Origin of the sequence: Pseudomonas fluorescens (genome assembly GCF_900636825.1) — a bacterium.
Lineage (GTDB): Bacteria > Pseudomonadota > Gammaproteobacteria > Pseudomonadales > Pseudomonadaceae > Aquipseudomonas > Aquipseudomonas fluorescens_BG.
The window spans coordinates 3508699-3522588 of sequence record NZ_LR134318.1; the positions used below are offsets into that span (position 1 = coordinate 3508699).

Here is a 13890-nt window from a genome sequence, read left to right on the forward strand (position 1 = left end):
AGTGGCGGCTCATGGATGTTCGTTCGACACTCTAGCGTTGTATAGGGGGAAGCGGCCCGACGAACATCACCTTTAGCCGATCCTTTCCGATTACACGGGCCAACTCGGCGATAACGCAGTACATGAATATCAGCGTGATGAGCAATATCTGCACCGCCCAAAAACGAGGCCAGTTCATCGAAGCCCATAGCAGAGAGTTCGCGTCCATGAAGCTGGGCGCTTCTTTCCAGTAATCGTAGAGTCGCTCCAGATAGTGGACGATCAGCGCCACCAACGCATACATGAGCGTCTTCCAGATGACGTTCCAGATCAGCGGCTTATCGGGAAAACGGTTGATGAACGGCAGCATATCCGCGACCAGCACAGACTTTCCGAGGATGAGGGACGCAATCAGCACCGAGGCTGAGACCGGCAGATCAACCCCCGACCCTTTGATCATGAGCGCACGAATCAATGCGACTATGTGCAAAATTACGAAAAAGAAAATGGTGGGTGGAAGCACCTTCATGAATTCATGTTTGACCTTGTTCATCACCGTGCTCATTTCGGCGTCCTTTTTAAAAGTTGAGAAATCCGCTTTGGCAGCAGGACAAGAGTATTCAGCACTCAAGGCACAGTGTTTTTAATCGTGCCCTCAGAACCGCTACGTCGCATCACCCGATGGCAGGATCCCAAATGACATTGCCCGAACCGCCTTTTATGACTGTCGATGGCAACGGCGCAATAAAGCCTTCGTGAGCCAGTTCAAACGAGGTTTTGTCGTAGAACGGCAGCGCCCATTTGAAGGTAGTAGGAATTCGCAATTGGCTAGAAAAAAACGGCCTTCATCAAAATTAAAGTGACAGATATTTGATCGTCAGCAATGACAAATTCAGGGCTTTGACAGATGAGAAAGTTTCGAATGGCGGTCTGAAAAAAGGCGTGAAATGCCAGAAAGATCAGTTATTTGTGAAATAGCTTTACAGCAAATGGCAATTTTTTTCGCATGCAGATCCATCGCTAAATGGATGGCCGAACACCGACCTTTACGCGCTTTCATGAGGCGACGAGCGGTCATTCCGCTGCCGAATGTAATCACTGCCGGACGGCCGCAAATGGCCGTTCAACCGACATTTTCCACATCCAAACGGTCAGTCAAAAGCGCCCGCTATTGCCCGGCTGCAAACTCCGTGAAAGGCCATTTCCAACGACGTCCCACCCCCCACGGCTCAATAAAACCCGCTCCCGGCCGATCCAACTATTCATCGACGGTCATCGCGCCGCCACGCGCGGCAAACTGACTCTCACAGCAAGATGGTTTTTCGTGTCATTTCAAGGAAAGAATAGGTGTCGCCCATCAATCTGAAATCAATGACCGGCCTTCGGCTGAAAATCCCTCTGCTGGTCACTGCCTTGTTCGCCCTCACTGGCTGTCAGAAGCTGACGTTCGATCAGAGATTGGAGGCCTACATGGACAGTGGCGGCAAGTCGGCGCCGATGTACCTCATGTCTGCAGAAATAAAGCGTATGGAACTGCGCAGCTATGTTCGGATGCTACGCAGCAGCCTGGCACGTAGTATTTTCAAGGCAAACAGCAAGGGCTTGGCAGGCAGCGCAAAGCTGCGAATGAAGCTCGATCGGCAGGGCAATGTCTTGCTCTGCGAAGCGCAGGCCGACGCGCCAGGCCAATCCGACTTATCGAAGCTTTTAACGGATGTGTGCTGGAGCAGTGTCTGGAGCGCGCTGCCCGAGAACATGCAGAATCCGCTCGACGGCACGGTCGAAATCGTAGCGCCCTTCGTAGTCTCCGGTGGCACGCCAACCGAAGCTGATGGCCTGAAAGACCAGACGAGAGAAAGCCAGAGTCGTTTCTTTTGGGACAACGTGTTGGCTGGGAAATCGACCCATGGGTTCGGCAGAGTTCGCTTCAAACTCACTGCCACCGCAAATGGCCAGGTCGACAGTTGCGATGTAACGCTTGAACAGAAAGCTGCCCGTCCTGACGAATTCCACCCGGATCCGGCACTGCAAAAAACGTTCACGCAACAATGTTTGCAACTGGACCTGCGAAAAATGCCCGGGTTTGGCGTGGACGAAAACGGGATAGCCCGGCGTACGGTCTATGTCGATTACTTGCCGTGGAAATACCACGTCGGGAAATACTCGGACTAAGGTTTGAACCAGAAGGCAGCATGACCGGGTGGCCGCACAGCGCATGGTTCACCTGCTAATCTCTGCCCCATGAAAATCGCCATTATCTCCGACACTCACGGCCTGCTGCGCCCCGAAGCCCTGAGCGCTATTCAGGGCGTCGACCTCATTCTTCACGCCGGCGACATCGGTGCCGCCGACATTCTTCAGCAACTGGCGGATGTAGCGCCGTTGCACGCCGTGCGTGGCAATAATGACCTCGACCTTGCTTGGGCCACAAACCTTCCCGACCATCTCACCCTCGATCTTGATGGATGGCCGGCGCTGCTTACCCACGACATCGCCGATGTTCCCGCCCTCCTCGACCGCCGGCCGAAGATCATCATCACCGGCCACTCCCACAAACCCCTGATCGAATGGCGCGACGATCGTCTTTACTTGAATCCGGGCAGTGCCGGCCGCCGGCGATTCAAGCTTCCTGTCACATTGGCTCTGCTCGAAATAAAAGCGGACACCTTGGTACCCGAACTCATTTATCTTTTGCCGCAGACTTGATTGCCGTGGGCAGGCTGAAAAACATTCATGAAATCCCGCATTGACATATCGCTAAATCTCGATATCCTCAAGCCCATGGACCTACTCGAAATCTTCAAAGCCCTCTCGAACCCGACACGCCTTCAGATCCTGAAGGGGTTGAAGGATCCCGCCAACAACTTTCCTGCGCAGGATGAGGGAGACGTGCACACGGTGGGAGTTTGCGTCAGCAGTATTCAAGAAGGTATCGGGTTGTCTCAGTCCACGGTGTCTGGATACCTGGCGACCCTGCAACGGGTGGGCCTGGTTGAGGTCCGGCGCATCGGTCAGTGGACTTACTACAAACGCAATGAAGCCAACATCCGTGTTCTGGCCGAGATCATAGGAAAAGAGCTGTAGATTTTTTTACTGCATGATATCGAGATATCTCGATATCCCTTTTTGTCGATACGAGGAGACATCATGAAAGCGTTGATGCTGAAAGCCTTTGGCGGCCCTGATTCGTTCGAGCTTCGCGACGTGCCCAAACCCGTGCCCCAGGCAGGCCAAGTGCTGGTCCGGGTCCATGCCACTTCGATCAACCCTCTGGATTATCAGGTGCGACGCGGCGATTACCCCGACCTGGTGCCACTGCCGAGCATTACCGGCCACGACATATCGGGCGTTGTCGAAGCCGTCGGGCCGGGGGTCACTGCGTTCGCCGCAGGCGACGAGGTCTGGTACACCCCACAAATATTCGACGGCCCCGGCAGTTACGCCGAGTATCACGTCGCCGCCGAAAACATCATCGGCAAGAAGCCCTCTTCACTCAGCCATCTTGAAGCGGCAAGCCTGACGCTGGTGGGTGGGACAGCTTGGGAGGCTCTGGTCACACGTGCGGCATTGAGGGTCGGCGAAAGCATTCTCGTGCACGGCGGTGCGGGTGGCGTGGGTCATGTGGCAATTCAGATGGCGAAAGCGATGGGCGCTCGCGTGTTCACCACGGTGCGCGAAGTCAACTTCGAGTTCGCACGCGCCCAGGGTGCCGATGTGGTCATCGATTATGAAAAAGAAGACTACGTCGAGGTCATTCTGCGCGAAACCGCTGGCCGAGGCGTCGACGTGGTATTCGACACCATCGGCGGCAGCACGCTGGCACGGAGTTCGGATGCGCTCTCCCAACTGGGTCGCATCGTGACGATCGTCGACACCGCCCAGCCGCAGAGCCTGATTCAAGCCTGGGGCAAGAACGCCAGTATTCATTTCGTGTTCACCCGACAGAACCGCGGCAAGCTCGATGAATTGAGCGCACTGGTCGAGCGCGGCCAAATGCGCCCGCATGTCGGCGCTGTCTACTCACTCGCTGACATACCGCTTGCCCATGCCCGGCTGGAGACAGCCAACAATGGGCTGCAGGGAAAAATCGCCATCGCCGTCGTCCCGTCGACCACTGCCTGACTGCCATTTCCAACCGTATGAATCGCTGGAGAAGACCATGACGATTTATGAAATCGCGATACTGCCCATTCACCGGAACAGCATCGAGCCATTCCGACAAGCCTTTGCCGAAGTCGAGTCTTTGCTGACCCGTGCCGAAGGCTACAAGGGCCATGTGCTCGCACAAGGGATCGAAACGCCGGACGTCTTCAACCTGATCGTCAAATGGCGATCACTAGAGGACCACACCCCAGGCTTCGAAGCGAGCGAAGACCATCGCGTGTTCATGTTGGCGCTGGAGCGTTATTTTTCCGCCGAACCGACCGTCTACCACATCGAAGGAGGCGCGTTTCCCGACCCGGACACCACCTGCCTTTGAAACTTTTCCGTCCTGTCCGGCCTGATCACCTAACCTCTTAGGTTGTGTAATCAGGCCGAGTTTGTCCCGCCCATGCGTACAATATTGAAGTCGTTGTTTTTCGTCGCATTCCTGCTGAGCGCGGGCGGCAGTTCGACACTGTGGGCGGCCGACCCGCTGGCACCCGCCACCACTGCCGCCGCCCCGCTGCCAGTGATTTCACAGGGCGAACTCCAAGTTCTGCAACAACGCCTCGACGGCCTGAAACAACAGATCTCTGCCGCGAACAATTACAACCAGCTCGAAGGGCCGCAGGATCGGGTGCAGGCGTTTATTCTCGACGTCGATAAGTTATCGGCGTCGTTGCTGCCACAGCAGGCGCAATTGACGGTGCAGTTGGGGGTTCTGGGGGCGGCGCCGGGGACGGAGGTGGCGGCGGAGCAAGCTGATATCGTCGCGCAACGGGCATCGTTGGCCGAGCAGAAAAACAAGGTCGACACGGCGCTGAAAAACCTCGCTGCGCTCAAACAGAGTGCGGCGGACCTGATCAAGCAGATCGCGGGTATCCGCCGCACATTGCTCGAGAGCGAATTGACGCTCGGCACGCACAGTGTATTGAGTCCCGGTTTCTGGGCGCCATTGCTCAATCCGTCGCGCGACGATCGTCAACGTTTCAGCTTTTTTGTCGAGCAAGTGGCGGATGCCTGGGACAGGGTTTGGGCGCCAGGCCGGCATTTTCATACGCTGGCATTACTGGCATTGGCGCTGCTGATCTGGACATCGGGACGGCGCTTGGCCGACCGAGGGTTGACGTGGCTATGCATTTACCGTGTGCCAGAGGGGCGTTTGCGCCGCAGTGCGTTGGCATTCGCTTCAGCGCTGGCGACCATTGCTACCACGGCCCTGGCCCTGCATCTGTTGTTTTACGCCCTCACCCGCCACGCGCCGCTGACGCCGGTGCTGTCGACGTTTTCCGAGGAGTTCGAGAAGACCGTTTACGCCTGCGTATTGATCACCGGGCTGAGCCGCGCATTGTTGTCGATTGATCATCCGTCGTGGCGGCTGCCTGGCATTCACGATCAGGTGGCGCACGCGTTGAAGCGCTTTCCGCGCGTGCTGTCCGCAACCTTGCTGGTGTTGGTGACGCTGGTGCAAGTGTGCAATGCCACTGGCATGAGCAGTCAGATCGTCCTTGCCGGCCGGGGCGTCACCTCGATGGCGGTGATGGTGATCATCGTGACCTTGCTGTTGCGCGTCGGCAGAGTGCGCAAGGGATTAGTCGCCGCCAACGACCCGCAAGCCAACAGTACATTTGTCGGCGTGATGTACACCATCGCCGCGCTTTCGATGTTTGTATCGGCCATCGCACTGCTCACCGGTTACGTATCGCTGGCACGTTTCATCACCTATGAAGTGGTCTGGGCGTTCATTGTGCTGTCGGGGTTTTACCTGCTGATTCAGGTGATCAAGGACGGCTGCGAGCACGCCTTTTCGCCGAAACATGCAAGTGGCAAGGCGCTCAAGCAGTTGCTGGGAGTCGGCGATCGCCGGCTCGATCAGATCTCGATCCTGCTTTCGGGTTTCAGTCGCGCAGCGCTGTTGTTGCTGGCGGTGATTGCGCTGTTCGTCGGCGGCATCGGCACGACGCTCGGGCAGTTGGCGACCAACATCATGGCCATCCTCGGCGGTGCCGGGCTGCGCAAGTTCAACATCGTTCCGGCGCATCTGCTCAACGCCGTACTGGCGCTGATGATCGGCATCTGGTTGATCCGTGCGCTGCGGCGCTGGCTGGACAACGAGTTTCTGCCCAAGACCGACATGGACCCCGGCATGTGCGCGTCCCTGAGCACGCTGTTTTCCAATATCGGTTATGCGTTCGTGATTCTGCTCACGCTGTCATCGCTGGGCGTGCAATGGACGAATCTGGCGTGGATCGTCAGTGCGCTGTCGGTGGGCATCGGTTTCGGTCTGCAGGAGATCGTCAAGAACTTCGTCTCCGGCCTGATTCTGCTGACCGAGCGGCCGGTCAAGGTGGGTGATCTGATCAGTATCAGCGGTGTCGAGGGCGATATCCGGCGAATCAACGTGCGCGCCACGGAAATCCAGCTCAGCGATCGCTCGATTGTGATTGTGCCGAACTCGCAATTGATCTCGCAGAATCTGCGTAACGTTACGCTCGGCGGCAGTGCCCAGGGCGTCGCATCGCTGGAGTTGATGTTCCCGCTGGATATCGATCCCGAGGAGGTCAAGGACTTGCTGCTCAACGCCTATCACGAAAACGAAACCATCCTCGACAAGCCCGCATCGTTCGTGCGCTTCAGCAAGTTGTCGCCGGACGGGATTACATTGACCGTGACCGGATATGTGGGCAGCCCGCGGATCGTCGGGGTGACCAAGAGTGATCTGCTGTTCGAGATTCTCAAGCGTCTGGGCGCGGCCGGGATTGCACTGGCCAAACCACCGGCGAGTGCCTAGCGCAGGCGTGGACCTTCAGACCTACTGCGCCTGCCTCAGGCATAAAAAAGCTCGGCTGTCTGGGCCGGGCTCTCCATCGAGAATTGCGGTGAGTGAATGCATTCAGACGGCACGACGCTCGATCAAGCGATCCGCCCCACCTTCAGCAACCCGATTGCCCTGCAGATGATCAGAACCGTCGGCGGCCACCGCGTCACTGAACAGTGGATCGGTTTCAGTCGCAGCCACCGCGTCGCTGAACAGTGGATCGGTTTCAGTCGCCGCAAAGGCGTTGAGTGCGAAAACCGATAATGCAACGGCGAGGAGAGTTTGGCGTTTCATGATGATGTGCTCCGGTTTCAGTGGTTGGGAATGGAGCCGATCTTACGCCGACGGATTGATATGAGAACTTCATTGAGTCAATGGTTGTTATTGATGCAGTTAATAATTGACACAAGCTATTTACACTTGGCCAACACCACCTGACAGGTCGCCGGCGTGCCACCGGAGCGTCCGGCATAGCGGATGCAGTTGTTCATTGATTTCTGCCGCGCCATGTTCAGGCTCGAGCCCCACGCCAGGCCTCCTTCGCCAACCGTCGGCAATGCCTTGGCGTAACAACTGTCGCCAACGCCTGAGGGTGGGTAATGTTTGCGGTTCGAACAGCCTGCGGTCAGCGCCAGACTGACGGCAAGCAGCGTGTGCAAGATCCATCGCGTGCGTTGATCGGTCATGGACTGCACCTGTCGCTGAGGTTTGTAGAGTGTCGAGTCTAGCCTTATGGGCTCGCCATTCTGCACAAATCTTCTAAACGCCCTGCCCCATTGCGCGGTATTTTATGGGGCCGAACATTTCGCAGCCGAGCCCTGGAGCCTCCCGTGGATAAACGCAACTGGATCGAGCTGTCCCAGGATGTCGATACCGGGATCGAATCGATTCGTGCTCATTTTCAAGGGCATGCCTACGACCCGCATTGGCATGACAGCTTTTTGGTTGGCGTGACCGAACAAGGCGTGCAGCAGTTCAATTGCCGCCGCGTGCGTCATCGCAGTACGCCGGGCAATGTGTTTTTGCTCGAGCCTGGGGAAATTCACGATGGCCATGCGCCGACCGGGGACGGCTTCACGTACTCGATGCTTTACCTCGACCCGCAGTGGCTGGAGCGCGAACTGCATGCGCTGTTCGAGCAGGCGCCCGCCAACAGTCAGCCTGGTTTTGCCGACACCCTGAGTCAGGATCCGCGCCTGGCGACTGCCATCAGTCAGGCCTTCCATGCCCTGCATGAGGGCGACTTGCGCATCGTTCGCCAGACTGCCATCGATGGTCTGCTGGGTTCGCTGACGCGCCATCTCGATTGGCGCAAGCGGCGGGGGTTCGATCCGCGCCTGCCGCTGGTGGCGCAACGGGCGCGCGATTATCTGCACGCGCACACCTATGAAGATATCGGCCTGGATGATCTGGCCAAAGTATGTGGCGTGGATCGCTTTCGGCTGACCCGCGCGTTCAAGACTGCCTTCGGTCTGGCCCCCCACGCCTACCTGATCCAGCTGCGTCTGGCCAAGGCGCGACAATTGCTCGCGCGTGGTGAAACCCCAGCACAAGTCGCCAGCGTGCTGGGCTTCGCCGACCAAAGTCACCTCGGGCGCTGGTTCCGGCGCGCCTATCAACTGACGCCGGCGGACTACCGCAAGCGCTGCTCAAACCTTCCAGACTGATGCCTGCCGGTTAGCGATCATGGCGCCCTGTTTTGATTTTCAGGGAATCCGGATCATGGCTTCATTGTTACCCTTCCTGCTGTTTGCATTCGTGGCGTCGATTACTCCTGGCCCGACCAATATTCTGGTGCTGAGCCACAGCTCGCGGCAGGGTTTGATCGCCACGCTGCCGATCATTCTGGCCGCCTGCACCGCAGCCGCGCTGATTGTTTTGGTGGTGGGGCTCGGCGCCGGTGAAACACTGCTGCGCTTTCCCCGTGTGCAGCAAGCCATGGCTTGGGCCGGTGTGCTCTGGTTGAGTTGGCTGGCGTGGCAGATCTGGCGCAGCGCCCCGCCGTCGCTGAACCCGGCAGATACCCAGGACGATGGCTTCAGCGCCATCGGCGCGGCCACGTTGCAACTGATCAATCCGAAGGTGTGGATGATGGCGTTGGCGGTGGTCAGCGTGTTCGTTGGCGGCAGCGATGAGACGTTGCGGCTGCTGGTGTATTCGCTGGCGTTTCTGTTGGTGTCATTGCCATGCATGATGTTTTGGGCGCTGCTGGGCGTGGGCAGCGCGCGGCTGATCAAATCAGCCCAAGCGTTCAAACGCATGAACGCAGGGTTGGCGCTGTTACTGCTGCTGTCGGCATGGCTGACTGTCTTGGCATGACACGCTTTGTGTAGGAGCTGCCGAAGGCTGCGATCTTTTGATTCTGATCGAAAACAAGATCAACAGATCGCAGCCTTCGGCAGCTCCTACATGTCTTCTTCCAGCAGGCTGACGTTGCCTGACGATACTCACGGGTGAACCCGGTGCTTTGAACCGGCGGGTGTAGGCGCTGTGATCGGTGTAGGAACCGCCGAAGGCTGCGATCTTTTGATTTTGATGGAAAGCAAGATCAACAGATCGCAGCCTTCGGCAGCTCCTACATGGCTTCTTCCAGCAGGCTGACGTTGCCTGACGATACTCACGCGGAGTGAACCCGGTGCTTTGAACCGGCGGGTGTAGGCGTTGTGATCGGTGTAGGAGCTGCCGAAGGCTGCGATCTTTTGATTTTGATGGAAAGCAAGATCAACAGATCGCAGCCTTCGGCAGCTCCTACATGGTGCATCGTGATCGTTGCATGCCTTCCATCAGGCTGACGTTGCCTGACGATACTCACGGGTGAACCCGGTGCTTTGAACCGGCGGGTGTAGGCGCTGTGATCGGTGTAGGAGCTGCCGAAGGCTGCGATCTTTTGATTCTGATCGAAAACAAGATCAACAGATCGCAGCCTTCGGCAGCTCCTACATGGCTTATCGTGATCGTTGCATGCCTTCCATCAGGCTGACGTTGCCTGGCAATACTCACGCGGGGTGAACCCAGTCGAGGCTTTGAACTGGCGGGTGTAGGCGCTGTGACCGGTGTAGGAGCTGCCGAAGGCTGCGATCTTTTGATTTTGATCGAAAGCAAGATCAACAGATCGCAGCCTTCGGCAGCTCCTACCTGGCTTATCGTGGTCGTTGCATGCCTTCATTCGGGCGTTTCTGACAACGCCCGCTATCCAATACGATGAAGCGCATCCCCGTGGTGCATCGCCAGATGGCCGGTCTTGTCGCTCTTGACCTCGTACTGCGGCGCATCTTTGGAGGCCGGCCGGTGCCGCCCCATGAACTCGACATCTTTGATATGCACCTTGGTCACCTTGCCGTGTATCTCGCCGGCCTCGGAATTCCAGCGCACGCTGTCACCCACCTTGAATGAACCGCTCATGGTTTTTCCCTCTCGTCTGGCTGTCGTACTGTTGAGCGAGTGCCGCGCAGGAAATTCAGAAAAAGTCATTCGCGCCTCGCTTACCTCATCAGCCGACCACCGGCATGTCGAAAAATCGAACGGCTCAAATCCGCGTCGCCTCCAACCTGTACAGCCCCAAACAGCGGGCATCGCGAGGTGTGAGATGAATAACGAAACCAAGATGCAAGGCGGCACTGGCCAGGATGACCCCATGCCCACATCACCCGACCCGTTGAGCCCGGGCCGCACGGAAGTGGACCCAAGCAAAGATGCTGGCGTTGATGAGCTGCCGGACAATGAAGGAGAAATTCCGCTGGACGATGACAGCACCGGCCTGGACCCGGAGCGGGTGCGCCAGGAAACCGATAACGCTGTCACGGATAAACAACAAGATCCGCGATGAACGAAATGTGGCAGCGCTGTTCGGCGCTGCCACGGTTTCTTCTTCGCAAAATATACCGCTCAGCCAGTCACTGATCCTTGGGATGTTCGGTGGTTACCGAGTTTGCCGCGTCAACATCACTCATCTCCTCCTCCACCGGAGCTTCATCGTCCGCCGGCAGCGGCACCTCGGGATTTTTGCGTTGATGATCGTGACCGGTCTCGTTGTCCGTGGGGCGGGTCACTGGCTTTTGCGACTGGTTGCCCGGCGCTTTTTCGTCAATATCCATTCAGGTTCTCCGCTCGTCGCACGGTGTATCCGTGCCTGAACATGAGAAATGCACGCGCCGTGCAAGTGCCCGGCGCGGGACGAACGGTTGCGAACGCTGCGTCATCCCTAATCGAAAAAAGCCTCGACCGAAACCCGGCTGCCAACAAAGAAACTGTCCGCCACCAAGCGCAACGGCTGCAGATCCAGATCACTGGCTTTGTCAGAGATCAGTTGCTGGAAATGCCGATACACCGCCGCGTATTCGCCCTCCTCCGAGACTGGCTGGCGGACACCGTCGATGCTCAACAACGCGCCACCGTTATCCAGGCGCAAGACCCCTTCGGCGCAACGAACTTCGATACTCCACAGTTCATCATGGCCATGGTCGAAATCGAATTCTGCGCGGACATCGAGGTGACGCGCGTCGGACATTTTGATCGACGCAGCAATGGGCGACTGGCAGTTGCTCGGCACTCGCAATTCAGCCGATTCGACAAACAGCGGCAACGCGAGCAAATGGGTGACGATCGACAAGGCATTGATGCCCGGATCGAACACGCCCAGACCGCCCGGCTGCCAGATCCACGCCTGACCGGGGTGCCATTTGCGCACGTCCTCTTTCCACTCGATCTGCACGCTTTGCAGGGTGCGCGAGGCGAGCCAGTCGCGGGCGGCTTCGATGCCCGGCGCGTAGCGTGAGTGCCAGGCGAACAGCGCACTGACGCCCCGTGCCGCCGCCTGATCGACCAGCGCCATTGCCTCGCCCAACGTCGCGCAGGGCGGCTTTTCGACCAGCACATGTTTGCCCGCAGCGAGCGCTTGCTGGACCAGGGTGAAGCGGCCTTGCGGCGGGGTGCAGAAGGCAATCGCATCGACCGGCGGGCCGTTCTCCAGCAACTCGCTCAACGACTGAAAGTTTTCCACGCCCGCGCAGGGTTTGCCTTGAGTGGCCACAGCCACCAACTGGAAACCGGGATTGGCGCTGATCGCCGGGACGTGTTGATCCTGGGCAATCTTGCCGTACCCCACCAGACCGAGACGGATTGGTTGCATCAATGACTCCTGCTTTTTGTTGTAGTAAGAGAAGCGGCAGATTACCTGCTATCGATGCGAGCGTCTGTCGGCACAACGTAACAGCGATCACGGCATCATGAGTTTCGACCTGATCCTCAACACGGTCGCCGCCCCGCACGATCTCGACGCGTTCCTCGTCCTGCTCAAGCGCGATGTGAAATATCGCTTCGTGATCGACAACGCCACGCTCGCAGGCTAGGTGGCCGCGCCCGTTGGCAATTCATCGCGCCAACGGGCGCTGTTTGGTCGACAGGATTTGACAGGCCACGCGTCGCTCGCCAGAGTCGCACCCCTTTGCCTGCTCGCACACTGCGGCAGGCCAGTGAACAGGGGTTGTCGTTGAACGAAAACACGTTGTCCATTCGCCTTGAGCGCGTCGCTGCCCACGTGCCGGCCGGTGCGCGGCTGGCGGATATCGGCTCGGATCACGGTTATTTGCCGGTGGCGTTGATGCGCCGCGGGCTGATCAGCGCGGCGGTGGCTGGCGAAGTGGCGTCGACGCCGTTCCACGCGGCCACACGCACCGTGCGCGACAATGATCTGCTGCAACGCATCAGCGTGCGCCTGGCCGATGGTCTGGCGGCTATCAGGCCGGAAGATCACATCACCGCAATCAGCCTGTGCGGCATGGGTGGCGAGACCATTCGCGACATCCTCGACAATGGCAAAGCACACCTGAGCGGTGCAGAACGGCTGATCCTGCAACCCAACGGCGGCGAGCAACCACTGCGCCTGTGGCTGATGCAAAACGGCTACCGCATCCTCAACGAAGAAGTCCTGCAGGAAGGCCGTTTCCATTACGAAATCATCGTCGCCGAACGCGCCGAGTCGGTGACCTACAGCGAGCTGGAGTTGTACTTCGGCCCCTTGCAGATGCGCACCCGCAGCCCGGCGTTTCTGGCCAAGTGGCAGCACAAACTGCGGCACAAGCGAAAGACTCTGGCGCAACTCGCCCACGCGCAACAGGCCTTACCGGATGCGAAGGTGCAGGAGCTGACGCAACAGGCGCGCTGGATCAGCGAGTTGCTGGCCTTTGACATCCTGCACGCTGTCTAGATAGGGAGCGCTCGGCAAATGACAAAAGCCTGCTTTTCAGGGCAGGCTTTGGTTGTTGCTCGCGTCGGCTTACTTCTGCTGAGCAGTCAGCGCCGAGTAGCTGTTCATCAGGTTGCGGTAGTTTGGGATCCGCTGCGACAGCAGATTACCCAGGCCTTCAATGTCGTTGCGCCAGTCGCGATGCAGCTCACAGGCTACCGAGAACCAGTTCATCATCTGTGCGCCGGCCTGCGTCATGCGGCTCCACGCGGCTTGTTGTACGGTGGTGTTGAAGGTGCCGGAGGCGTCGGTGACCACGAACACATCGAAGCCTTCGGCCAGCGCCGACAGGGTCGGGAACGCTACGCAGACATCCGTCACCACACCGGCAATGATGATCTGCTTGCGCCCGGTGGCTTTGATCGCTTTGACGAAGTCTTCATTGTCCCAAGCATTGATCTGGCCAGGGCGAGCGATGTACGGGGCGTCCGGGAACATCTCTTTCAGTTCCGGCACCAGCGGGCCGTTCGGGCCTTGTTCGAAGCTGGTGGTAAGGATCGTCGGCAGGTCGAAGAACTTGGCCAGATCCGCCAGCGCCAGCACGTTGTTCTTGAACTCGTTCGGCGAGAAGTCCTGCACCAGCGAAATCAGCCCGGTCTGGTGGTCGACCAGCAGCACGATAGCGTCGTCTTTGTTCAGGCGGTTGTAGGTTGGCGTGGTCATAGTGTTCATCCCTTTTGAGTTTTTCAAGTTTGTTGTTGCGTTC

18 protein-coding genes and 1 pseudogene are annotated in these 13890 nt (G+C 58.2%); 11 read left to right on the forward strand and 8 right to left on the reverse strand.

Going from position 1 to position 13890, the window contains the following annotated elements; translation table 11 throughout:
- Positions 1-31 precede the first annotated feature (31 nt).
- Positions 32-544 (reverse strand): hypothetical protein, encoded by a 513-nt coding sequence (locus EL257_RS15765; protein ID WP_126364147.1) that lies wholly within the window; start codon positions 542-544, stop codon positions 32-34.
- A gap of 782 nt (positions 545-1326) precedes the next feature.
- On the opposite strand from EL257_RS15765, the gene EL257_RS15770 reads away from it, so the two are divergent.
- The 6 genes from EL257_RS15770 (at position 1327) to EL257_RS15795 (ending at position 6913) form a co-directional block, all read left to right on the forward strand.
- The gene (locus EL257_RS15770) at positions 1327-2151 is read left to right on the forward strand and encodes a hypothetical protein (protein ID WP_126364149.1); all 825 of its coding nucleotides are present in this window, start codon (positions 1327-1329) and stop codon (positions 2149-2151) included.
- A 69-nt stretch (positions 2152-2220) separates the two neighbouring features.
- Positions 2221-2685: a metallophosphoesterase family protein gene (locus tag EL257_RS15775; RefSeq protein WP_126364151.1), complete on the forward strand. Its 465-nt coding sequence runs from the start codon at positions 2221-2223 to the stop codon at positions 2683-2685.
- Between the two features lie 75 nt (positions 2686-2760).
- Entirely contained in the window at positions 2761-3063 is a 303-nt protein-coding gene (locus EL257_RS15780; RefSeq protein ID WP_126368156.1) for an ArsR/SmtB family transcription factor, read from the forward strand.
- Positions 3064-3126: 63 nt separating this feature from the next.
- A complete protein-coding gene (locus EL257_RS15785; RefSeq protein WP_126364153.1) occupies positions 3127-4101 on the forward strand; it encodes a zinc-dependent alcohol dehydrogenase family protein in 975 nt (324 codons plus the stop codon).
- 37 nt (positions 4102-4138) lie between these two features.
- Positions 4139-4459, forward strand: a complete 321-nt coding sequence (locus EL257_RS15790) for an antibiotic biosynthesis monooxygenase family protein (protein WP_126364155.1) — start codon at positions 4139-4141, stop codon at positions 4457-4459.
- Between the two features lie 72 nt (positions 4460-4531).
- Complete coding sequence (locus tag EL257_RS15795; RefSeq protein ID WP_126364157.1) at positions 4532-6913, forward strand: DUF3772 domain-containing protein; 2382 nt, start codon at positions 4532-4534, stop codon at positions 6911-6913.
- Positions 6914-7015: 102 nt separating this feature from the next.
- Here EL257_RS15795 and EL257_RS15800 read toward each other — a convergent pair whose 3' ends face one another.
- Both EL257_RS15800 and EL257_RS15805 read right to left on the reverse strand, forming a co-directional pair.
- Positions 7016-7234, reverse strand: coding sequence for a hypothetical protein (locus EL257_RS15800; RefSeq protein WP_126364159.1), 219 nt, complete (start codon positions 7232-7234; stop codon positions 7016-7018).
- 116 nt (positions 7235-7350) lie between these two features.
- Positions 7351-7626, reverse strand: a complete 276-nt coding sequence (locus tag EL257_RS15805; protein WP_126364161.1) for a hypothetical protein — start codon at positions 7624-7626, stop codon at positions 7351-7353.
- Positions 7627-7770: 144 nt separating this feature from the next.
- Between EL257_RS15805 and EL257_RS15810 the strand changes: the two genes are divergently transcribed.
- Together EL257_RS15810 and EL257_RS15815 are read left to right on the forward strand one after the other, a co-directional pair.
- Complete coding sequence (locus tag EL257_RS15810) at positions 7771-8607, forward strand: AraC family transcriptional regulator (protein WP_126364163.1); 837 nt, start codon at positions 7771-7773, stop codon at positions 8605-8607.
- A 55-nt stretch (positions 8608-8662) separates the two neighbouring features.
- Positions 8663-9259, forward strand: coding sequence for a LysE family translocator (locus EL257_RS15815; RefSeq protein ID WP_126364165.1), 597 nt, complete (start codon positions 8663-8665; stop codon positions 9257-9259).
- Positions 9260-9911: 652 nt separating this feature from the next.
- On the opposite strand, the pseudogene EL257_RS28040 reads toward EL257_RS15815, so the two are convergent.
- Positions 9912-9998: pseudogene (locus tag EL257_RS28040) on the reverse strand (AraC family transcriptional regulator); the annotation flags it as partial.
- Between the two features lie 131 nt (positions 9999-10129).
- Complete coding sequence (locus EL257_RS15825) at positions 10130-10342, reverse strand: DUF2945 domain-containing protein (protein ID WP_126364167.1); 213 nt, start codon at positions 10340-10342, stop codon at positions 10130-10132.
- A gap of 184 nt (positions 10343-10526) precedes the next feature.
- On the opposite strand from EL257_RS15825, the gene EL257_RS15830 reads away from it, so the two are divergent.
- Complete coding sequence (locus EL257_RS15830) at positions 10527-10766, forward strand: hypothetical protein (protein WP_126364169.1); 240 nt, start codon at positions 10527-10529, stop codon at positions 10764-10766.
- Between the two features lie 67 nt (positions 10767-10833).
- Here EL257_RS15830 and EL257_RS15835 read toward each other — a convergent pair whose 3' ends face one another.
- Together EL257_RS15835 and EL257_RS15840 are read right to left on the reverse strand one after the other, a co-directional pair.
- The gene (locus tag EL257_RS15835) at positions 10834-11034 is read right to left on the reverse strand and encodes a hypothetical protein (protein WP_126364171.1); all 201 of its coding nucleotides are present in this window, start codon (positions 11032-11034) and stop codon (positions 10834-10836) included.
- 107 nt (positions 11035-11141) lie between these two features.
- Complete coding sequence (locus EL257_RS15840) at positions 11142-12068, reverse strand: Gfo/Idh/MocA family protein (RefSeq protein ID WP_126364172.1); 927 nt, start codon at positions 12066-12068, stop codon at positions 11142-11144.
- A 97-nt stretch (positions 12069-12165) separates the two neighbouring features.
- Between EL257_RS15840 and EL257_RS28210 the strand changes: the two genes are divergently transcribed.
- Together EL257_RS28210 and EL257_RS15845 are read left to right on the forward strand one after the other, a co-directional pair.
- A complete protein-coding gene (locus EL257_RS28210; RefSeq protein ID WP_269471997.1) occupies positions 12166-12288 on the forward strand; it encodes a hypothetical protein in 123 nt (40 codons plus the stop codon).
- Positions 12289-12428: 140 nt separating this feature from the next.
- Complete coding sequence (locus EL257_RS15845) at positions 12429-13145, forward strand: tRNA (adenine(22)-N(1))-methyltransferase (RefSeq protein WP_331852496.1); 717 nt, start codon at positions 12429-12431, stop codon at positions 13143-13145.
- A gap of 69 nt (positions 13146-13214) precedes the next feature.
- On the opposite strand, the gene ycaC is transcribed toward EL257_RS15845, so the two are convergent.
- Complete coding sequence (gene ycaC / locus EL257_RS15850) at positions 13215-13847, reverse strand: isochorismate family cysteine hydrolase YcaC (protein ID WP_090284017.1); 633 nt, start codon at positions 13845-13847, stop codon at positions 13215-13217.
- Positions 13848-13890 lie beyond the last annotated feature (43 nt).

What these genes read in the sequence shown, in the direction of transcription:
- EL257_RS15780 (WP_126368156.1), top strand. Translation starts at nt 2,761, where the DNA reads ATGGACCTACTCGAAATCTTCAAAGCCCTCTCGAACCCGACACGCCTT.
- EL257_RS28210 (WP_269471997.1), top strand. Translation starts at nt 12,166, where the DNA reads ATGAGTTTCGACCTGATCCTCAACACGGTCGCCGCCCCGCACGATCTC.
- EL257_RS15840 (WP_126364172.1), bottom strand. Translation starts at nt 12,068, where the DNA reads ATGCAACCAATCCGTCTCGGTCTGGTGGGGTACGGCAAGATTGCCCAG.
- EL257_RS15815 (WP_126364165.1), top strand. Translation starts at nt 8,663, where the DNA reads ATGGCTTCATTGTTACCCTTCCTGCTGTTTGCATTCGTGGCGTCGATT.
- EL257_RS15800 (WP_126364159.1), bottom strand. Translation starts at nt 7,234, where the DNA reads ATGAAACGCCAAACTCTCCTCGCCGTTGCATTATCGGTTTTCGCACTC.
- EL257_RS15795 (WP_126364157.1), top strand. Translation starts at nt 4,532, where the DNA reads ATGCGTACAATATTGAAGTCGTTGTTTTTCGTCGCATTCCTGCTGAGC.
- ycaC (WP_090284017.1), bottom strand. Translation starts at nt 13,847, where the DNA reads ATGACCACGCCAACCTACAACCGCCTGAACAAAGACGACGCTATCGTG.
- EL257_RS15785 (WP_126364153.1), top strand. Translation starts at nt 3,127, where the DNA reads ATGAAAGCGTTGATGCTGAAAGCCTTTGGCGGCCCTGATTCGTTCGAG.
- EL257_RS15775 (WP_126364151.1), top strand. Translation starts at nt 2,221, where the DNA reads ATGAAAATCGCCATTATCTCCGACACTCACGGCCTGCTGCGCCCCGAA.
- EL257_RS15765 (WP_126364147.1), bottom strand. Translation starts at nt 544, where the DNA reads ATGAGCACGGTGATGAACAAGGTCAAACATGAATTCATGAAGGTGCTT.
- EL257_RS15830 (WP_126364169.1), top strand. Translation starts at nt 10,527, where the DNA reads ATGAATAACGAAACCAAGATGCAAGGCGGCACTGGCCAGGATGACCCC.
- EL257_RS15835 (WP_126364171.1), bottom strand. Translation starts at nt 11,034, where the DNA reads ATGGATATTGACGAAAAAGCGCCGGGCAACCAGTCGCAAAAGCCAGTG.
- EL257_RS15825 (WP_126364167.1), bottom strand. Translation starts at nt 10,342, where the DNA reads ATGAGCGGTTCATTCAAGGTGGGTGACAGCGTGCGCTGGAATTCCGAG.
- EL257_RS15790 (WP_126364155.1), top strand. Translation starts at nt 4,139, where the DNA reads ATGACGATTTATGAAATCGCGATACTGCCCATTCACCGGAACAGCATC.
- EL257_RS15805 (WP_126364161.1), bottom strand. Translation starts at nt 7,626, where the DNA reads ATGACCGATCAACGCACGCGATGGATCTTGCACACGCTGCTTGCCGTC.